Raw genomic sequence first — 21,344 nt, 5'->3', positions numbered from 1 at the left:
ATATATCGAAAACCGTGATTTATCTAAACCTTTTCAGGTATCAGAGCGGCAAATCGGGCTTTTTGCTTGAGGGCTGTTTTTAATTGCCGTAAGTAGTCGGCTTTGGGAATTTCAATAGCCCCATATCGCCGAACGTTATCGTTAATGAACTGTGTGTCAAGCAATGTAAACTTTTGCTGGCGTAGGATCAGGATTAAATTATGGAAGGCTACTTTAGAGGAATTACTAACGGCACTAAACATCGATTCACCGAAAAAAGCCGAGCCCAGTGCCACGCCGTATAAACCACCTACCAGCCGATTGTCTATATACGTCTCAACGCTATGCGCCAATCCCATGTGATGTAATTCGGTGTAGGCGTCAATAATTTCGTCGGAAATCCAGACGCTATCATCTTCCGAGCGAGGCTTCGAACAGGCGCGCATGACGTCAGAAAAGGCTGTATTTACGCGGATTTCGAACTGATTGCGGTTCAGAACCGGGCGAAGTGATTTAGCTGGTTTATAACTATGGATAGGAATAATGGCCCGAGGATCAGGGGCATACCAATAAAGCGTACCGTCGGCATCGGCCATTGGGAAAATCCCGTTTATGTACCCGTAGATCAGGTCATCAGCGGTTAGCTTATTCATGAAAACTGTAAATGTGTCGTATACAAATATAGAAAAGGTGAAAATAGTACCACAATATACTAATTCTTGGTATTTGCATTTTACCTGAAATACAGAACTTTGATCGACTGAATTTAATCAACCAACTATACCGCATGAACGTCTCTGTGCAATGGGAAGGTGTGTATCCCGCGTTATTGACTCCATTTACGGCCGATGATCAACTCGATCTGCCTCTTTTTGAAAAAAATCTGCATGCTCAGCTCGATGCCGGTGTACATGGGTTTATCATTGGTGGTTCTCTGGGTGAAGCCAGCACACTGCTGAATGAGGAACGAATCGAACTCTTAAAGTCTGGCTTGGCCGTTAGTGATGGAAAAGTGCCTGTATTGGTAAATATCGCAGAACAGGCTACGAAACAAGCAATTGCCCGTGCTCATGAAGCGGAAGCCAACGGTGCCGACGGACTTATGCTGCTACCACCAATGCGGTACCCCGCCGATTCCCGTGAGACGGTTACGTACTTTAAATCAATAGCGCAGGAAACGTCGTTGCCGATCATGATCTACAATAATCCGTACGATTACAAGATCATGACAACCGTAGCCATGTTTCAGGAACTAGCCGAATTGCCTAACATTCAGGCCGTAAAAGAATCGACGCGTGACTTGACGAACGTAACCCGAATGCGGAATGCCTTTGGTGATCGTTACAAACTGCTGGGCGGTGTCGATACGCTGGCGCTGGAGGCACTGCTGCTCGGCTGCGATGGCTGGGTTGGTGGTCTGGTCGATGCGTTTCCTGTAGAAACCGTTGCTATTTATGAATTAGCCAAAGCAGGCCAAATCGCCGAAGCACTGGAGATTTATCGCTGGTTTATGCCGCTCCTCGAATTGGACATTCATCCAAAACTAGTCCAATATATTAAGCTGGCTGCTACAGCAACCGGTCTGGGTTCAGAGTATGTACGCGCACCACGGTTACCCCTAATCGGTGCCGAGCGCGAGCAGGTACTGGAGGTGATTCAAACGGCTTTGGCGAAGCGTCCAATGATTAATGTATAATGAACAATGTGCAATGCATAATGACATACATCAAATGAACCTCTTCATTAGCCATTATTCATTTTACATTATCCATTAACATGGCTGAATTCCATTTTTTCTGTATTGATGCGCATACCTGTGGCAATCCGGTTCGGGTGGTTACGGGGGGGGAGTATTCCGTTTTTGCAGGGCGGAAACATGAGCGAAAAACGTCAGCATTTTCTGCGCGATTACGACTGGATTCGGAAGGGTCTGATGTTTGAACCGCGTGGCCACGATATGATGTCGGGGAGTATTCTTTATCCGCCCACCGATCCGGCGAATGATGCGGGTGTGTTGTTTATTGAGACTTCGGGGTGTTTGCCAATGTGTGGACATGGGACTATCGGTACCGTAACGGTGGCCATCGAACAAAACCTGATTACGCCCAAAACGCCGGGCGTTCTCAATCTGGAAGTTCCGGCCGGACTGGTTCGCGCTGAGTACCAGCAGGAAGGGCGTAAGGTAACGTCGGTAAAGATTACGAACATCAAATCCTATCTGGCCGCCGAAAAACTGACCGTTGAATGCCCTGATCTGGGTACGCTCACTGTCGATGTGGCATACGGAGGAAACTTCTATGCAATTGTCGATCCACAGCCCAATTTCCCCGGTCTGGAGCATTACAAAGCGGAGCAGCTTATCGGCTGGGCGCGGACAATGCGTCAACGGATGAATGAACAATACACGTTTGTGCATCCCGAGAATCCGACAATCAACGGGCTGAGCCATATTCTCTGGACGGGTAAGCCGCTGAAAGAAGCCTCGACCGCCCGAAATGCCGTTTTCTATGGTGACAAAGCCATCGACCGTTCGCCTTGTGGAACCGGTACATCAGCCCGAATGGCGCAGTGGTATGCACAGGGGCGACTGAAACCGGGCGATACATTTGTGCACGAAAGCATCATCGGGTCAATTTTCAACGGACGTATCGAGCAGGAAACTGAATTGGCCAATCGACCAGCCATTGTGCCAAGCATTGAAGGCTGGGCCCGTATTCACGGTTACAATCACATTATTCTCGACGAAGACGATCCGTACGTGTCTGGTTTTCAGGTAATCTAAGTTTTGAATGATTAAATGATAGAATGACTGAATGGTTCTTAAGTCGACAATTTTTATTCTATCATTTAATCACTCTATCATTCAATCATTGTATCAATGTCACATATTGGTATCGTAGGGGGAGGCATTGTTGGGTTGTGTTCGGCTTATTATCTGCATAAAGCCGGACATCGGGTAACGCTGTTCGATCAGGGGCCTATTGCCGATGGCTGCTCGTTTGGTAATGCGGGTATGATTGTACCTAGTCACATTATTCCATTGGCCCAACCGGGTATGATTGCCAAGGGAATGCGCTGGATGTTGAAATCGACCAGCCCATTTTATGTCAAACCACGCCTGAACGCCGATTTGCTGCGCTGGGGTTGGCTCTTCTATCGCCATTCGACACCCGAACATGTTAACCGTTCGATTCCTGTCTTGCGTGACCTCAGCTTATTGAGCAAAACGCTGTATCAGGATTTGGCGGCTAATGGCGATCTGGATTTTGAATGGCAGGAGCGAGGTTTACTCATGCTCTACAAAACCGCATCGGCCGAACACGAAATGGCCGAAGAAGCTGAAGTCGCTAATCATGCCGGTATCGAAGCACGGCAACTTAACGGTCAGCAAGTGCAGGATCTGGAGCCCGATACACGCGTCGATGTACGGGGAGGTATTTTTTATCCAGGTGATGCCCATCTGAATCCGAACGAATTGATTCGGTCGTTGGTCGCTTATCTGCGTCAGGCTGGCGTTGCCATACTGGAAAATCATACCGTTACGGGCTTCGTAAAAACAGGTTCACGAGTAACAGCTGTGCATACATCGCAGGGTGATTATGCTGTTGATGCAGTTGTTGTGGCGGGTGGAGCATGGTCGCCCACAATTGCGCGGCAACTGGATATAAACCTATCCTTACAGGGCGGAAAAGGATACAGCTTTATGCTTCGGAACATAGCGAATAATGTTCGGGTACCGGCCATCATGCTCGAAGCCCGTGCTACAGCGACGCCTATGGGAGCCGATCTCCGTTTCGCGGGAACCCTCGAAGTAGCTGGCACCGATATGACGGTAAATATGAATCGGGTACGTGGTATCGTTCAGTCGATCAACAATTATTACCCAGACATAACAGTTGGTATGCCAGCCGTCGATACGGTTTGGCGTGGCTTGCGTCCCTGCTCACCCGATGGCTTGCCGTACATTGGTCGACCAGAGCGTTATGACAATGTTGTGCTGGCCACAGGACATGGCATGATGGGATTGAGTTTAGGACCTGCCACTGGCAAATTAGTGAGCGAACTGTTGACCAATTCGGTTAGAAGCATGGATATTGTCGCTTTTAAACCAGAACGTTTTGGGTAAGCTATTCCCGAAAACAGGCTACTTTTGCCCCAATCTATTTATAACTCCTGCCTGTCGTTATGACAAACTCCCTAACAAATCCCGTTACCGAATCATTTCAAGGCATCAATCCAGCTACTGGTGAGTCATTGCCAGGTCAATTTAACGAAGCAACCACGAACGAAGTGGCACAGGCCTGTGAGCGAGCTGCCGAAGCGTTTACAGAGTACCGTAAGAAATCGGGCGCAGAGAAAGCCGCTTTCCTGGAAAAAATTGCTTCCGAAATCGAAGCGCTGGGTGACGAATTATTAACGAGAGCACAAGCAGAATCTGGTTTGCCATTGGCTCGCCTGACGGGTGAGCGTGGCCGTACAACTGGCCAGCTTCGCCTGTTTGCTGAATACCTGCGTGAAGGCTCCTGGGTAGAAGCCCGCATCGACACTGCTTTGCCCGATCGCCAACCCTTGCCTCGTCCTGATTTGCGGCAGATGCTGCGTCCGCTGGGACCTGTTGGCGTATTTGGTGCTAGTAATTTTCCGCTGGCTTTCTCGGTAGCAGGTGGTGATACCGCATCTGCGTTGGCTGCAGGTTGCCCAGTTGTTGTAAAAGGACATCCGGCTCATCCGGGTACGTCGCAACTGGTTGGCGATGCCATTAGTCGGGCCGTTGTTGCCTGTGGATTACCCACTGGCACATTTTCGCTGGTGCAGGGACGAACGATAGCTGTAGGAATGGCTATTGTAGAGCATCCGGCTATTAAAGCTATTGGTTTTACGGGTTCATTCCGGGGTGGGAAAGCCTTGTTCGATGCGGCATCCCGCCGTCCTGAACCGATTCCTGTCTATGCCGAAATGGGTAGTACGAATCCTGTTTTCTTTCTTCCTCAATTACTTAAAGAAAAAGGTGGTGCACTGGCTCAGAGCTTTGTGGGGTCGATTACCCTGGGTGTTGGGCAATTCTGTACGAATCCGGGTCTGGCTGTAGTTGAGCAATCGGCAGAGGCCGACTCGTTTATACAAGCAACGGCTCAAGGTATAACCAATAGCCAACCCGCAACGATGCTCACGCAGGGTATTCAAAAAGCGTTTACAACAGGTATTGATAAATTAACGGCTGCCGAAGGGGTAGAAATCGTTGGGCAAGCTACCTCAACGGAGAGTTTTGCTAATGGTACGCCAACGCTTCTGAAAACCTCTGCCGAAGCTTTGCTAGCCAACCCGGTTCTTGCCGAAGAGGTCTTTGGACCAAGCAGTGTTCTAGTCGAAGCAACTGGCCGTGAGCAATTACTGGCCGTAGCACGTGGGCTGGAAGGCCATCTGACGGCTACAGTATGGGGCACTGATGCCGAGTTGCTGGAGTATGCCGACCTCCTCGAAATTCTGGAACAGAAAGTAGGTCGGTTGTTGATTAACGGTTTTCCAACGGGTGTTGAAGTCAGTCATGCTATGCAACATGGCGGCCCATATCCGGCTACAACCGATTCCCGTTCGACGTCGGTTGGTACAAATGCTATCTTGCGCTTCGCCCGGCCAGTCTGCTATCAGAACTTCCCCGATGCGCTGCTCCCCGACGAACTGAAAGCGGCCAATCCGCTGAACATCTGGCGCTTGGTTGATGGCAAACGCGTGAATGCGTAATGATATATATGTCCACAGAGAATACAGAGTTCTATCATTATTAGTTAAGGTGTTTAAACTTTCTTATTTCTGTTGAAATCGAAGCATTTTTTGTCATTCCGACGACAGGAGGAATCTCAAGTTTGGCTAATAGGAGGCTTGAGATTCCTCCTGTCGTCGGAATGACAAAAAGCAATCCCATTTTTCTTTAACAAGAAAAGTTTAAACGGCTTCGATTAAAAACTCTGTGTTCTCTGCGGTTCGGCGTTGCGGGATCTATGTGTTTAAAACGAATCAACTACTTATGGGTCGCTTATCCTTTCTTTGGGCTTTTCTAATAATCGGTTGTTTCAACAGCTTTGGTCAATCGACTCAATCAGATAAAGACTGGAAATTAGTTTGGGCTGATGAATTTGAAACGGCTGGACCGCCAAATCCGAAGAACTGGAAATTTGAAACGGGCTTTGTCCGAAATCATGAAATCCAGTGGTATCAGCCAGACAATGCCTTCTGCGAAAATGGCTTTCTGATCATTGAAGGGCGTCGCGAACAAAAGCCCAATCCAACGTATCAGGCTAACAGCTCTAACTGGCAAACCAACAGGCCAACTATTGACTACACGTCTTCCAGCTTGCATACCAATGGGTTGCATAGTTGGCAATATGGTCGGTTTGAGATGCGAGGACGTATTGAAACCAAGTCCGGCTTGTGGCCTGCTTTCTGGACTTTGGGCGTGAAAGGCGAGTGGCCTGCCAACGGAGAAATCGACATTATGGAGTATTATCGGAATATGCTACTGGCCAATGTTGCCTGGGCAACCGGTAAACGCTACACCGCTGAATGGCGCAGTACTAAAAAGCCAATGGCTTCTTTTAACGATCCTGACTGGTCGAAGAAATTCCACGTATGGCGTATGGATTGGGATGAGACTGCCATTCGACTCTATGTGGATGATACGTTGTTAAATACGGTCATGCTCTCGGAGACCATCAATAAAGATGGAACGAGTATAAATCCGTTTCGCCAGCCTCATTATCTACTAGTCAACCTCGCCATTGGTGGCGATAATGGGGGCGACCCATCGACAACCTCATTTCCTAGCCGGTACGAGATTGATTATGTGCGGGTTTATCAGAAACGATAGCCCGCTGATTCTTATGATCAGTCTGGATTTGTCATGATTTTTCCTGTGAGATTGAAAATCATACTTGCTCGTAAGAATCATAAAAATCTGCGTTCTATAACTTTAATAAGGCTTTCCCAATTCATGATGCAGCAAAACCAGATTGCTCGATTATTCTCCACACTACTTAGCATTGGGTTACTCAATACCAGTTTGGCACAAGTTACCCCGCAAAAGCCCGTTGCCATCGAGGTCGATTTGTCTGTTGATAAAGGACCGATTAAACCTATCTGGGCGTGGTTTGGCTACGACGAACCGAACTACACTTACATGAAAGATGGTAAGAAGCTGCTTACCGAAATTTCGCAATTGAGCAAAGTGCCAGTCAACGTTCGGGCGCATAGCTTGCTGGTTACGGGCGATGGAAAAGCAGCCCTAAAATGGGGGTCGACCAACGCGTATACCGAAGACAAAAAAGGAAATCCAGTTTACGATTGGACGATTGTCGATAAAATCTTTGATACGTATATAGAGCGCGGTATGAAGCCCATTGCCCAGATTGGTTTCATGCCTGAGGCACTCTCAACGCACCCACAACCCTATCGGCACAACTGGAAGCCCGGAGATAATTACAATGATATTTATACCGGCTGGGCCTATCCACCGAAAGACTATGTGAAATGGGGAGAGCTGGTTTACCAATGGGTCAAACATTCGGTAAGTCGGTATGGCCAGAAAGAAGTGGAAAGCTGGTATTGGGAGTTGTGGAATGAGCCCAACATTAGTTACTGGAAAGGCACAACCGAGGAGTACATCAAACTCTATGATTACACGGCCGATGCTGTAAAACGCGCCTTGCCAACGGCTAAAGTAGGCGGTCCTGAAGTGACGGGCCCAAATTGGGATGTATCGGCTAAGTTTTTTAAAGCCTTTATGGATCACGTGGTTAGTGGCAAAAACTACGTAACGGGCAAAACGGGTACACCCATTGATTTCATTACGTTTCATGCCAAGGGGGCGCCAAAACTGGTGAACGGAGCGGTGCAGATGAACATGGGCACACAGCTTCGAGACATCGACAAAGGCTTTGAAATTGTGGCCTCTTACCCAACGTTGAAACATCTACCAATTATCATTGGCGAATCTGACCCCGAAGGCTGCGCGGCCTGTTCGGAGGATTTGCATCCCCAGAACGCCTATCGAAATGGCACTATGTATTCAAGCTATACAGCGGCCTCGTTTGCTCGTAAATATGATCTGGCGCAGGCTCGTGGGGTTAATCTGGAGGGGGCTGTTACCTGGGCTTTCGAATTTGAAGATCAAGCCTGGTTCCGGGGTTTTCGCGATCTGGCGACTAATGGCGTCGATAAACCGGTGCTGAATGTATTCCGGATGTTTGGCATGATGCAGGGCAATCGGGTGGCGGTGAAAGGCGGCCTTGCCTACGATTATGCCCGAATTCGGGATCAGAGTGTTCGGGCTGAAGATGATATCAATGCTTTTGCAACGAAAGATTCGAAAACGGCTTCGGTTATGGTCTGGAATTATCATGATGATAATTTACCTGCGCCAGATGCCCCCGTTACTGTGCAGGTAAAAGGCATTCCGGGGGCCAAAGTTCTGCTGCAACATTACCGGATCGACAAGCAGTTTAGTAATTCCTACGAAGCCTGGAAAAAGATGGGCTCCCCTAAAACGCCAACGTCCGAACAAATTGCTGAATTGGAAAAGGCAGGCCAACTGCAACTACTCACATCGCCCGAATGGATTACGGTGAAAGATGGTGCTGTAAATCTGACAATGGAGTTGCCTCGTCAGGGCGTGTCTTTGCTGAAGTTTTCGTGGGAATAATACCGTATAGCAGATAACATCCTATGTTGCATTTTGGGCGTTGGCGGTATCTGACGAAACGATTATCTTGCCGCGTTAATTAAAATTTAATTTACCCACCATTGATGTTCAGTTTCCTGTCCTGCCACCGATTGGCCGTGTTCACTACGGCCTGTTTTCTGCTTTGGAGTGGTTTTGGTCTTGCTCAGAAACCCGTTGATGCACCACCTGACATCAAATTCGGTAAATTAACTCCTGATCAATTTATTAATCGTTCTGCTGATTCCACTGCTGAGGCTGTGGTGCTGTATGAAGCAGGTGATGTTTCCTTTAAAGTTAATGTCGATGCAAGCTGGATCATTTTTTCACATTATATCCGTATCCTTATCCGTCGAAAATCAGCCTATGGTCGGGCAACTGTACAACTTCCTGTTCGCCGGGGAGTTGGAACGCTAAACGAAAAAATGGATGAACTGGAAGGGTATACGTATAATCTGGTTGATGGGCATGTATTAACTGACCAGTTGGATATAAAATCAGCTCACTTTACTGAAAAGGCAACAGAATCGTATTGGATTGAAAAATTTACGATGCCTAATGTTCGAGAAGGGTCAATTATTGACTATAAATACACACTCCGAACACCTTACAATATAGATCGTAATCCACGAACATGGCGGTTTCAGCGTGATATACCCGTTGATTGGAGTCAATATCGAATTGTTCTTCCGGGTAATTCATACAAATTGCTGTTGAGTGGTTCTTTAAAATTGACTATCGATGAAGCAAAGGCGGTGAAAATCAGTCTTATTCCGGGGCAAAGACAAAGTGATGCCGAAGAGCATTTCTGTGCAATTAAGAATGTGCCTGCGTTTCAACATGAAAGTTATACCTCCAATGAAGACGACTATATATCAAAAATTGATTTTGAACCTCCTAATTATTTGAATAATGTAGCTAATGTAGAGTTTGCGTATAGTTGGGAAGGGATCGACAAACGACTACAAACTAACATAGATTTCAGTGATCGACTTACTCCTTCTAACTGGTTAAGAAAACAGGCCGAGAGGCTATTCCCGAGCCAGGGAGATATGCTTAGTCGTGCTATATTGGTTTATAATTTTGTACGACACACCATGACCTGGAATCAAGAATTCTCTATCTGGGGTCTTGATGCAAAACAACTTTTAACAAGTAAAAAAGGAGATACAGGTGATATTAATTTATTCCTTATAGCCCTGTTGCGAGCTGCTAACATAGAGGCTTATCCCGTCATTTTAAGTACTCGTTTACATGGCTCAATTGTAGAAGAGCATGCATTGTTTAGGAAATTTAATTGCGTGATTGCCTTGGTTCAACTAGATGGGAAAGAGATATTGTTAGATGCGACGGACCCATATATAAAGCCTGGAATGTTACCTTTTCATTGTCTTAATGGGGTAGGTCGATTAATCAATCCTCCTAATAGTCGATTTGTATCATTGGTTCCTACAGAGCGACTAAGTGAAGTTACTACAGGCCAATTTACACTTAATGAATCTGGCGAGCTAATGGGTACAATGTCTAACTCATATGGTGGTTATGGCGCCTGGATAAATTATAAATTAGTAGCCAGTGCTGGGCAGGCCAACTATGTAGAAGCAATTCATAAAGTTCATAATGACTGGCAGGTAGAGGATGTAAAGTTTACAGATACAAATCAATCAGAGGAGAGTTTCGGAGTCAATTATAAACTTATAATTTCAGATGCCTGCACTAAGGCTGGGGATCGTCTTTATTTTAAACCGATGTTAACCGAAGCCTATCAGGAAAACCCATTCAAAGAGTCTTTTCGGCGATATCCTATTGATTTTACAACCCCTATTGACCAAGCCTTTACGGCAACCTATGTGTTACCGAACGATTTTCAAGTTGAAGCCCTACCTAAACCGGTATCAATAGCACTGCCCGGAAATAGTGGTCGATTCTTGTATCAGGTATCAATCGATACAAATCAACTGCGCGTAAACAGTCGCTTTATCTTACGTAAGCCAATATATAATCCTAACGAGTACCCTGCGTTGCGAGAATTGTTTATCCAGATTGTTGCTAAACACAAAGAGTCAGTTGTACTCAAACAGAGGATATCCGAAAAAAAATAACTATTCACTAACGCTTACTTATCTCTCCCACCACTCATGTTCTCCCTCCAGCCTGGCTACCGTTTTTCGGTGCTGACCATTGTATTTTTTCTTGCTGGCCTAACGCTGGCTTTCGCCCAGAAACTCGCTGATCCAGCTCCAAAGATCAAATTCGGAGTCGTAACTCCAGATCAATTTGTTAACGCAACTGCCGATTCGACCGCTGAAGCCGTAGTCTTGTATGATTATGGCGAAGCATCGTTTGAAGCAGAGTCTGGTAATATATGGCTTACCGTTACCCACCACGTTCGGACAAAAATCTGTAAGAAATCCGCCTATGGCCGAGCTACACTTCAACTCACTACTCGCCGAGGTACCTCTGGTCAACATGAGTTTATCTCTAATTTTGAAGGTTATACCTATAATAAGGCCAACGGAGACATCTCGATTGATCCGTTAAGCAAATCTGGTCATTTTACCGAGAAAGCGTCTACTGAGTATTGGATGGAGAAATACACGCTTCCCAATGTTCATGAAGGATCTATTATTGAATACCGATACACGCGTCATACGCCTTTTAGCGTGAATTACAATCCGCGTACGTGGCGATTCCAGCAGGACATACCCGTCAAGTGGAGCGAATACCGGATTACTATTCCCGATTACTTTTATTACAAGATGCTCCAGAGTGGCTACTTGTTAATGTTGGTTAATGAACATAAAAAGACCAGTGTTGATTTGTTTGCGGGTGAGAATGGGGCTTCTGCATCTGCTTATCGGTTTGCGATGAAAGATATTCCAGCCTTTCGCGACGAGGCTTATGTAATTAACGATGAAGATTATCTGGCCAAAATTGACTTTGAATTAGCCAGATATCAACGGCCAGGACAACGAACGCAGGACTTCTCGGTCGATTGGCCTGATCTAGATCGTACTCTACTGGAGCATCCCGATTTTGGTGGTCAGATTAAACGAGCTGGTTTTCTTCGAGAAACGGCCAAAACATTGCTAAGTCAGCATGCCGATACACTCGGGCGAATTACGGCTGCGTATGAGTTCATTCAGAAAAATATCAAGTGGAATAATGAGGCCGGATTGGTAGCCTCACAGGATTTAAGGAGAGTATTTGAGAATAAAAAAGGCGACGCGGCTGACATTAATCTGATGCTCGTTGCGCTACTCAGGGAGATGGATATTGACGCCAATCCGGTGATTTTGAGTACCCGAGACCACGGGCGTATCAATGAGGCTTATGCATTGATCAAGAAATTCAACTACGTGGTAGCGCAGGTTTGGGTTGGCGGAAAAGATGTGCTTTTGGATGCAACCGATGATTTTCTGGTGCCAGGTATGTTGCCCCTCCATAGCCTGAACCAGACAGGTCGACTCGTAGATTCGAAAAAAGCCCGTTTTGTGTCCCTCGTTCCGGTAGAGCGTGATATTGAAGCCTATACAGGAACATTTACACTGGATGAGGACGGCGAGTTATCCGGAACAATTCGGCATTCGCATGGCGGGTACGATGCCCTAAGCGCTCGAAAATCGTTTACGACTGACGGGAAAACGAAGTACCTGGATGGTATTCGAAAAAAGCAGCCTGCCTGGCAAATTGAAAAGGCTGAATTTTCGGGAACCGAAGTTAAAAGCAGTGCCTTCAACGAAGACTATACATTAACTATTCCGGAAGCCTGCGGCCGGGCTGGAGATCGCCTTTATTTCCGACCTATGATTACGCAGGCGCATACTATTAATCCGTTTAAAGAGCCAGAACGGGTTTATCCGGTCGATTTTGGCGTGCAGAGCGAAGAGACCTTCATCGCCACCTATACATTGCCCCAGGGATTTACAGTCGAAGAAATGCCCAAACCTGTTTCTATGGTGTTACCCGAAAATGGCGGTCGATTTATTTATCAGGTTTCTGTAAACGACGGCAACAAGCTCCAGGTTATCAGTCGGATTCTATTACGCAAACCGATGTTCTACGCTGGCGAATACGGGCCGTTACGGGAACTGTTCAGTCGAATTGTAGCGAAGCATGCTGAGCAGGTTGTTTTGAAACGGGGAGTAATTGCGGATAAAAAATAGGTATGAAGAACTTTTTTCTGGTAGTGCTGCTAATAAGCCAGACGGCTTGGGCACAAATCGATTATAAAGCAGCGTCTATTCCTGCCACATTAAAAGAAAATGCGCACGCGGTGGTTCGTCGGCACGAAACGGTATTCGCTGTAAAATCACCAGGAGAAGCTGCTCAACGGGAATATACGGTGGTTACTGTGCTGGATAAAGAAGGCGATAAGCAGGCAACGAAAGTGGTAGGTTATGATAAGCTTTCGAAAATAACCAATATGGAAGGGGCGCTTTATGACGCAGACGGGAAGCTGATTAAGAAGCTAAAGAAAGCCGACATTAGCGATTACAGTACCTATTCCGATTATAATCTTTTCGATGATCAGCGGATGAAAGCCGCGGCTTTCCCGAAGCAGCCAAGCTATCCGTATACGGTAGAATTTCTGGTCGAGACGACTGAGCGGAACCTGATGTTTTACCCAACCTGGGTACCACAATCCGGGCAACACTTGTCTGTTGAACAGGCGACGTATACAGTAACATTGCCGCCAACGATGGCGTTGCGCTATAAAGAAATGAATCTCCCAACACCCGGAGTCGTTACGTCGTCGCCCGATGGTGGGAAAACCTATACCTGGACGTTGGCCAATCAATCGGCTCTTGAATTTGAACCTTTGTCACCTCCTGCGCGGGAGCAGGTGCCGATTGTTTATACAGCTCCTACGGATTTTGAGGTGCAGAGTTACAAAGGGAAAGTAACGACCTGGAATGATTTAGGGAAATTTTACCACACGCTTAATGAAGGTCGTGACCTCATTCCTGATGATTTACGGCAACGAGTACTCGAGTTGACGAAAACAGAATCAACTACACGTGGAAAAGTACAGAAACTATATAAGTTTTTACAGGATCATACCCGTTACGTTAGTGTTCAGCTAGGTATTGGCGGCTGGCAAACCATTGAAGCCGATAAGGTAGCCGCCAGTAAATACGGTGATTGCAAAGCGCTAACCAATTATACCAAGGCGTTGTTAAAAGCAGTTGGAGTTACGGCTTATCCAGCGCTGGTTCGGGCTGGAGACGATGAACCAGATGCCTTAGTCGATTTTCCAAGCTTCCAGTTTAATCATGTTATTCTGTGTGTACCTGACGGGCGTGACACGCTTTTTCTGGAGTGCACAAGCGGAAACAGTCCAGCAGGCTATGTTAGCGATTTTACGGGTAATCGACACGCCCTACTTATTATGCCTGACGGTAGTCGATTAATAAAAACGCCTGTTTATAAATCAGCAGATAATCGGCAGCAACGGCAGATTAGGGTCAAGGTTACTGAACAGGGCGATGCCACTGCCGATGTTCGAACCCGCTATACGGGCCTCCAGCAAGATGCTTATGTCGACGCACTTCATCACCTTAATCGCGATGACCAGCGTAGTTGGTTACTCAAACGCATTCGTATTCCTGCTTTTGAATTGAACACGTTTGGCTATAAAGAAGAGCCCGGAATTATTCCGGCAGTCACCGAGAACCTTGCGCTAGATGTTCGTCAGTGGGCAACGATCAGCGGTAGTCGGCTGTTTCTGCCGCTTAACCTGATGTCGGCTCTTCTGCCTGCAACGCCACTAACGCAAGCGCGCAAAACACCTGTTGATTTAGGGACGAACTACGATTTTGACGATAGTGACACCATTTCCTACCAGCTTCCTCAAGGCTATACCCCTGAATTTAAACTAGCTCCCGTAGCGATAGAATCTAAATTTGGGCGATATACAGCAGAGTTAACAATTAACGGTGACCAGATCACGTATGTCCGTCATATAACTATGCATGGTGGAAAATTTCCGGCAACTGCTTATGCCGAGTGGGTTGATTTCCGGAAGAAGGTAGCCAAAGCCGACCGGACACAAATGGTATTCGTTAAAAACAATTAAACCAAACCCTTTTCGTACTGTCGAACGTTTATACAAAAAGGACTAAAGTCAACTATGAAAAAAGCACTTGTTATACTACTGGCAGCATTGCCCTTATTGTTCAGCCAATGCAGTGTCAATAACCAGATTTCTCAGGCCAAAACGCTTGGCGCTTGCCGTTATACGATTGCGTCTGCCGATAGCATCTATTTAGCAGGCATCGATGTTCGACAACTACGCAAAGTGGAGGATATTAATCCGGCTCAGTTTCCACGATTAGCAACTGGGTTGTTAACACGTAATGTACCGCTGAACGCCCGTCTGAATATTGATATCACCAACCCAACCAATAAACTGGCTGGAATCAATCAACTGGAATACCGGATTCTATTGGCCGGACAGGAGTTGTTCAATGGTTTTTTGAATCAGCGTATCGAGGTGCAACCCGGCGGTGGTCGTACGCGCGTTCCGGTCCAGTTGAACACCAATGCCTATCAGTTGCTTACAGACAGCAAGACGCGTGATGCTTTTACGCAATTGGTACAAAACCTATCGGGTGCAACCGGAACCCAGCCTTCTAAACTGACAATTAAGATTAAACCAACGTTGGATTTGCTGGGTAAGCAGGTGAATTATCCAGGGTATATCACAATTGACCAGGACGTAACGAATAAAATTTTATTAGGTAATTAAGCAGCTTTATATCTTTGTATTCAGTAGCAAACAAATCGCCCCAGCTTCTTAGTTTGGGGCGATTTGTTTGCGTTTCCTTTATCCTTTCGATTCCTACTTTTGACTAACTAATTAGCTGATGCGTTACTATTTCATTGCGTTCTTCCTTTTCAGTACGATCCTTGCCAGCCGAGCCCAATCGAATCAGATTCAACTGACTCACGACGAAGCCCAGAAACGTATTTCTGTAACAGTCGATGGAAAGCCATTTACCGCCTACATTTATCCAGGACCGACAGTGTTGAAAAAGCCAGTTCTGTATCCCATTGTGTCGGCAGGAGGAAACTTTATTACGCGAGGCTGGCCACTTGACCCTCGGCCCGATGAACGCATCGATCACCCGCACCATGTGGGTATGTGGTTCAACTATGGTGATGTGAATGGCCACGATTTCTGGAATAACTCTATTCAGGTTGGTCCCGAACATAAAGGTCCATTTGGTACGATCGTTCATACTGGCGTAAAGTCCATGAAAAGTGGGAAAGGAAAAGCGACCTTGGTCGTGACAGCCGATTGGCTCGATAAAGATGGAAAAGCAATGCTTCAGGAAACAACCACCTATGAATTTCTGGCTACCGCAGCTAATCGCACGATTGAACGAATTACAACTCTGAAAGCGACCGATAAAGAGGTTGTTTTTAAAGACAATAAAGAAGGAATGATTGCTTTGCGTGTTGCCCGCCAACTTGAGCAGCCCTCTACTAAGCCGGAGGTTTTTACTGATGCGCAAGGTGTGGAGACCAAAGTACCTATATTGAATAATAAAGGCGTAACAGGTTTATACCACAGCAGCGAAGGTATAGAGGGCGATGCCGTTTGGGGAACACGGGCGCAATGGATGAAACTGACGGGTACGATTAACGGAGAAGACCTTTCTGTTGTTTTATTTGACCATGCCAAAAATGTAGGTTACCCAACGTATTGGCATGCTCGCGGATATGGTTTGTTTGCGGCTAACCCATTAGGAGTTTCAGTTATGAGCAGTGGTAAGGCGCCCGCCCTGAATTACTCATTGCCAGCAGGTCAGAGCGTTACGTTCCGTCATCGGCTGTTAATTCAGTCTGGCAAACTTGTAGATGCTGATTTGAGTCGATTAAATAAATAGTTAACTAATATCGAAAAATGTTAATTTATTTGCGCAAAAATCATTTGGCATATTATTTGTAAACAGCAAATTAGTATACCAAATCGTGCTGGTTTATATGCCCCACATGTCACTTCGTAAGTTCTTGCATTGGCGTTTTTTATTCTTGATGACCTTTCTCTGGTCACCAATACTACTAAAGGCTCAACTTCGTAACTCTCCTCCTGGCCCACGTACGTCGTCATTGGCGCGCGTAGGAGCCTTTAACGATGGATTGCTGACGATTGAGAATTCGCAGATTAAAGTAGGTATTAACACAAATGCTGGTGGTGCTATTACGTACCTTACATTTGTCAATGACCATGGTGGCCTTGTTAAGACGCAGAACATGGTTAGTAACCCTGTCCTTGGCGGGCGTACTGATCTTGGTCGGCAAATACAGATAGGACTCTATGGAGGGCCTTACGATTACTCGCAGAATGGAAACCCAGCCTGGATCGGTCTGGGCTGGAATCCTATTCAGGCTGGTGACGTGAATTTTAATCCCGCACAGGTATTATTGGTTGAAAAGCAAGATAATTTACTACATACTAAAACTATACCTAAGCAATTTGCTTTTAACAATGAGCCTGGCGAAGCTACTATAGAGCACTGGGTGCGTTTAGATGGTAATGTCGTAAAAGTGCACGTAAAAGTCGAATTATCTCGATCGGATAAAACACAATATGAGGCTCGTCAACAAGAATTTCCCTGTGTGTATTTGACGGGGGATTATCATAATATGTGGCTCTATAATGGCGCAAGCCCCTATACCAACGGCTCACTTTCATTAGAGCGGATACAGCCTCCTAGTACCATGCTTTTTGGTGATGTTTTTCCTACCGAACCCTGGATGGCATCTACCAATGATAATGGCTATGGAGTTGGCCTATATTCACCAGGTAATTATGAATTTAAAAGAGGGTATTTCGGATCTGATTTAGGGGGCGATGAAACGAGCACCGTAGCTTCCTATATTGCCGCTACGAATAAGGTCATATTTGACTATAATTTGGTTCATGAATGGGATTACGAGTTGATCTTAGGACATTTAAATGATATTCGTTCCTACGTTTATAACAAAACCCACTCGCCTGCAGGCCCTAATTTTCTTTTTGATACATCAAGAAAAGGCTGGACTTATTATCATGTAACAGATACAGGCTGGCCGATTGCGGGGAAATTGCATATGCTGCTTGATGATGCAACAAATGCGCGAGTTTTGTCTCCATTTGTTTTCTGGAAAGGGCGCAACAATCCGAAAATTTATTTGAAGGCCGCGTTTAATACCCAAAGCGATAAATTCAGACTCAAATGGCGCCGAAGTGATGATGTAACACTCTATGGCACAAGCGATCGAATAATGGAGTTTCCGGTCATTAATGATGGGAAATATCATATCTATACAATTGATTTGAGTTCAAATGATGATTGGCTTAATGCCAATATTGGGCAAATTGCGTTTGAACCTGTTACGGATAAGGCACAACCGAATGCCTGGGCTGAGTTTGCCTGGGTTGCTTCAACTATCGACGGCCCTACTGTAGATGCCACTGATCCACCTACTCCCTGCGTACCAGGCTGTGCGCTGGTTGGCGTAAAGAAAATTCAATATATCCCTTCAAATCGGAAGCGATAAGCAAATTCTGGCAAATAGAAAGCTATTCGTTTTACAACAGGAAAAGGGTTAATTAACGGCAGTCTCCCCGTTAATTAACCCTTTTCCTGTTGTATAGAATGCCTATTTAGTTCAAATGGACTAACGATGAACGATAAACGCGTCCATCGAGCGATTTCATCCAAGAGCGTAGCGCCTGACTTTCTGTTGTAGCACGGCCAAGCTCGTTATCAATCTGACGAAGTAGGAAGAATAATTGATGAACATGTTGCCACTGCTCTGCCAGCTGATTAACATTTACAGACTCAGACTTATGCTGACGAGCCGACTGTGTTAATTGGCGTAAGCTCATTTTGAGATGATAACGAAGGATAATCAACCGACTGGCCATGGGCAACTCCTTGGGATTGCGTTCCATGTGCGATATACTTTTAGCTAAGACATTATTACGTTGCTGAAGTTGATCGGATACAAGCATCCAGGCATACTCAGCTTGAAGAGATTCGTAAGTTAAGTTTGGCATGAGGATCAGTACAATACGGTTTATCAACAAATATAACAAAATGATAATTTATTTAATAGGTCAAAACTTTACCCAGGCAAATTTTTATTGGCTAATCCAGACTTATACGAAATATATGTCTCAGGATGGCACTAAAGTGAGTCTACAAAAAGTAAAAAGATTTGCTAACCAATTCAGAGTAAGTCACTACCTATACATGGTTTTACTTTAAACCGTTTATCTTCGCCCCGAAGTGTCGGTTAGTTACCATAATCTGCCATTGCTTATTTGCTCATGGATCCTATTTACCGCGCGCTAATTGTCTGCACAAATCATACGGATTATCCGACAAAGCCTCATAAGACAGGCTTGTGGTTAAGTGAGGCAACCCATTTTTATGATGAGTTAGCCGGACGGAATTTACCTTACGATATTGCCAGTCCTGCAGGGGGCACTATACCAATTGATGAGAAGAGTATTGAGCGACGTGATACGATCAACGAAAAATGGTCGCATGATCCTACATTTCGTTCGAAACTAGAGGACTCTCTAAAACTAGATGATGTTGATCCGGCTAATTACCAGATCGTTTATTTCACGGGCGGTCATGGTACCATGTGGGATTTTCCGAATAATCAGGCGCTTCAACGGATAACCCAGCAGATTTATGAGGGTGGTGGTATGATAGCTGCTGTTTGCCACGGTGTAAGTGCGCTGCTTAATGTTACTTTGTCGGATGGCTCGCTTCTAATAGATAATCGGCAAGTAACGGGTTTTTCGAATATGGAAGAAAAGCTTGTGCGACTCGACGAAGAAGTCCCGTTTTCTCTTGAAGATGCCTTAAAACAGCGAAAGGCGCTCTACAGCAAAGGGCTTATTCCCTTTTTACCTTATATTGAAGTCGACGAACGATTGGTAACGGGGCAAAACCCATTGTCAGCTCGAAAAGTTGGTCGGAAGGTATTAGAAGAAATGTATGAGAAATAAGTGGCGATGTGAAGTATATGATGTAGAATGTATGATATATTCTTCTTGCTAACTATATCATACACCCTATATCATATACCTTACATCAAACTATGCTTCCGGTAAAACCTCACGTAGGGTTTTTAACTCCTGATCTTTCTCCGAAACAATAGGATTTTCTACTCCCCAATTGATATTCAAGTCTGGGTCATTCCAGATTATACCTGATTCGGAGGCTTTGTTATAAATATTCGTGCATTTATAACTGAAGACACTATCTTCCAGCGCTACAAAGCCGTGGGCAAAGCCTTCTGGAATATAGGCCATATTAGCCAGTTTGGCGTCTAGCAGGAAGGTTTCGTATTGACCAAATGTTGGCGAGTCTGGTCGTAAATCAACGGCAACATCCAGGACCTGGCCTGTAATTACCCGAACTAATTTTCCCTGAGCGAAGGGTGCATTTTGCATGTGTAACCCACGCAGAACGCCTTTTACAGAGAAAGACTGATTGTCCTGCACAAACTCCATAGGCAGGCCCAGCGATACAAAAAGGGGTTTATTGTAAGACTCGAAGAAATGGCCGCGTTCATCCTCAAATACGCGTGGAATCAATTCAATCAGGCCCTCAATGGCAGTTTGCCGAACTTGCATAGTAAGTGGAATTTCTAATTTCGAAGGTCTATAACGGACAAATTTATGAAACCGACACGGTAAGTTGTAATTTTGAGCACAATCTTTTCGTTCGCGATTCCCACTTCAGCATGACTTATTCGGAGTTAAGTAATCTGATTTTTCAAAAGCAATCTTATTTGTGTGTTGGTTTAGATACCGATCCTCGTAAGCTCCCGCATCATCTGCTAACCGAACCTGATCCGGTTTTTGCCTTCAACAAAGCAATTATTGATGCTACTGCCGAGTTTACTGTAGCCTATAAACCCAATATTGCTTTTTACGAAGCACAGGGACCACGAGGTTGGGAAAGTCTTAAGAAAACGCTGGATTATATTCCGGCCGATTGCTTCACAATTGCTGATGCCAAACGGGGAGATATCGGTAATACATCAGATTTGTATGCCCGTACTTTCTTCGATCCCGCAGCGGCTGGGCTGTCTTTTGATTCTGTAACAGTAGCCCCTTATATGGGTCACGATTCGGTCTTGCCTTTTCTGGCCTATGAAAATAAATGGGTCATTCTGTTGGCGCTTACGTCCAATCCTGGAAGTGCCGATTTTCAGCGCCAGCAAGTGGGCGATCAGGAGCTATTTGAACTAGTAATGGAAGCTGCCCATAGCTGGGCCGGGGCAGATAAACTAATGTTTGTTGTTGGAGCTACTCAAGCAAATGAATTAAGCCGTATTCGAGAACTCGCTCCTGATAATTTTCTGCTTGTACCTGGTGTAGGTGCCCAGGGAGGGAGCCTTGAAGAAGTTTCCCGGCGAGGTTTAACCGCTGCCGGTGGTCTGTTAGTGAATGCGTCGAGAAGTATTTTATATGCATCTAGCGGATTGGATTTTGCCGATAAGGCACGAGTTGAAGCCAGTAGTTTACAGAAAGAAATGGCCGGGTATTTAGATGATATCATCAAGAATTAAACTGTTGTTTGTTAGTAGGTATATTAGTTAAATAAATATGTTTACATTGAGCTTCTCTTGG

Annotated in this window: 16 protein-coding genes and 1 pseudogene; 14 read left to right on the top strand and 3 right to left on the bottom strand. The window is 45.6% G+C overall.

Features of this window, described 5'->3' with window-relative positions:
* Positions 1–23 precede the first annotated feature (23 nt).
* Positions 24–632 carry a leucyl/phenylalanyl-tRNA--protein transferase gene (gene aat / locus H3H32_RS20980; RefSeq protein WP_182457592.1) on the bottom strand — a complete coding sequence of 203 codons (609 nt, stop codon included), beginning with the start codon at positions 630–632 and terminating at the stop codon, positions 24–26.
* Between the two features lie 134 nt (positions 633–766).
* On the opposite strand from aat, the gene H3H32_RS20975 reads away from it, so the two are divergent.
* From H3H32_RS20975 to H3H32_RS20920, 12 genes and pseudogenes are all read left to right on the top strand, one after another.
* Positions 767–1,675: a dihydrodipicolinate synthase family protein gene (locus H3H32_RS20975; protein ID WP_182457591.1), complete on the top strand. Its 909-nt coding sequence runs from the start codon at positions 767–769 to the stop codon at positions 1,673–1,675.
* An 80-nt stretch (positions 1,676–1,755) separates the two neighbouring features.
* Positions 1,756–2,761, top strand: a pseudogene (locus tag H3H32_RS20970) (4-hydroxyproline epimerase).
* A gap of 96 nt (positions 2,762–2,857) precedes the next feature.
* The gene (locus H3H32_RS20965) at positions 2,858–4,105 is read left to right on the top strand and encodes an NAD(P)/FAD-dependent oxidoreductase (protein ID WP_182457590.1); all 1,248 of its coding nucleotides are present in this window, start codon (positions 2,858–2,860) and stop codon (positions 4,103–4,105) included.
* Positions 4,106–4,164: 59 nt separating this feature from the next.
* The gene (locus H3H32_RS20960; RefSeq protein ID WP_182457589.1) at positions 4,165–5,721 is read left to right on the top strand and encodes an aldehyde dehydrogenase (NADP(+)); all 1,557 of its coding nucleotides are present in this window, start codon (positions 4,165–4,167) and stop codon (positions 5,719–5,721) included.
* 283 nt (positions 5,722–6,004) lie between these two features.
* Positions 6,005–6,844, top strand: coding sequence for a glycoside hydrolase family 16 protein (locus H3H32_RS20955; protein ID WP_182457588.1), 840 nt, complete (start codon positions 6,005–6,007; stop codon positions 6,842–6,844).
* A gap of 123 nt (positions 6,845–6,967) precedes the next feature.
* Positions 6,968–8,674 (top strand): GH39 family glycosyl hydrolase, encoded by a 1,707-nt coding sequence (locus H3H32_RS20950; RefSeq protein ID WP_182457587.1) that lies wholly within the window; start codon positions 6,968–6,970, stop codon positions 8,672–8,674.
* A 137-nt stretch (positions 8,675–8,811) separates the two neighbouring features.
* A complete protein-coding gene (locus H3H32_RS20945) occupies positions 8,812–10,794 on the top strand; it encodes a DUF3858 domain-containing protein (protein ID WP_182457586.1) in 1,983 nt (660 codons plus the stop codon).
* A gap of 36 nt (positions 10,795–10,830) precedes the next feature.
* Positions 10,831–12,858: a DUF3858 domain-containing protein gene (locus H3H32_RS20940; RefSeq protein WP_182457585.1), complete on the top strand. Its 2,028-nt coding sequence runs from the start codon at positions 10,831–10,833 to the stop codon at positions 12,856–12,858.
* Positions 12,859–12,860: 2 nt separating this feature from the next.
* Positions 12,861–14,771, top strand: coding sequence for a DUF3857 domain-containing transglutaminase family protein (locus tag H3H32_RS20935; protein WP_182457584.1), 1,911 nt, complete (start codon positions 12,861–12,863; stop codon positions 14,769–14,771).
* Positions 14,772–14,825: 54 nt separating this feature from the next.
* A complete protein-coding gene (locus H3H32_RS20930) occupies positions 14,826–15,443 on the top strand; it encodes an LEA/WHy family protein (RefSeq protein ID WP_182457583.1) in 618 nt (205 codons plus the stop codon).
* Positions 15,444–15,561: 118 nt separating this feature from the next.
* Positions 15,562–16,587 carry a DUF6807 domain-containing protein gene (locus H3H32_RS20925; RefSeq protein WP_182457582.1) on the top strand — a complete coding sequence of 342 codons (1,026 nt, stop codon included), beginning with the start codon at positions 15,562–15,564 and terminating at the stop codon, positions 16,585–16,587.
* A 148-nt stretch (positions 16,588–16,735) separates the two neighbouring features.
* Complete coding sequence (locus tag H3H32_RS20920) at positions 16,736–18,244, top strand: hypothetical protein (RefSeq protein WP_240543437.1); 1,509 nt, start codon at positions 16,736–16,738, stop codon at positions 18,242–18,244.
* A 106-nt stretch (positions 18,245–18,350) separates the two neighbouring features.
* Here the strand turns inward: H3H32_RS20920 and H3H32_RS20915 are convergent, their stop codons facing one another.
* A complete protein-coding gene (locus tag H3H32_RS20915; RefSeq protein ID WP_182457581.1) occupies positions 18,351–18,746 on the bottom strand; it encodes a hypothetical protein in 396 nt (131 codons plus the stop codon).
* 273 nt (positions 18,747–19,019) lie between these two features.
* On the opposite strand from H3H32_RS20915, the gene H3H32_RS20910 reads away from it, so the two are divergent.
* Positions 19,020–19,712: a type 1 glutamine amidotransferase domain-containing protein gene (locus H3H32_RS20910; protein WP_182457580.1), complete on the top strand. Its 693-nt coding sequence runs from the start codon at positions 19,020–19,022 to the stop codon at positions 19,710–19,712.
* Positions 19,713–19,802: 90 nt separating this feature from the next.
* On the opposite strand, the gene rfbC is transcribed toward H3H32_RS20910, so the two are convergent.
* Entirely contained in the window at positions 19,803–20,342 is a 540-nt protein-coding gene (gene rfbC, locus H3H32_RS20905; RefSeq protein WP_182457579.1) for a dTDP-4-dehydrorhamnose 3,5-epimerase, read from the bottom strand.
* A 110-nt stretch (positions 20,343–20,452) separates the two neighbouring features.
* Between rfbC and pyrF the strand changes: the two genes are divergently transcribed.
* The gene (gene pyrF / locus H3H32_RS20900) at positions 20,453–21,283 is read left to right on the top strand and encodes an orotidine-5'-phosphate decarboxylase (protein ID WP_182457578.1); all 831 of its coding nucleotides are present in this window, start codon (positions 20,453–20,455) and stop codon (positions 21,281–21,283) included.
* The last annotated feature ends 61 nt before the right edge of the window (positions 21,284–21,344 follow it).

Source organism: Spirosoma foliorum (genome assembly GCF_014117325.1).
Lineage (GTDB): Bacteria > Bacteroidota > Bacteroidia > Cytophagales > Spirosomataceae > Spirosoma > Spirosoma foliorum.
The sequence above is the reverse complement of the archived record's forward strand: the minus strand, read 5'-3'. Positions and strand labels throughout refer to the sequence as shown.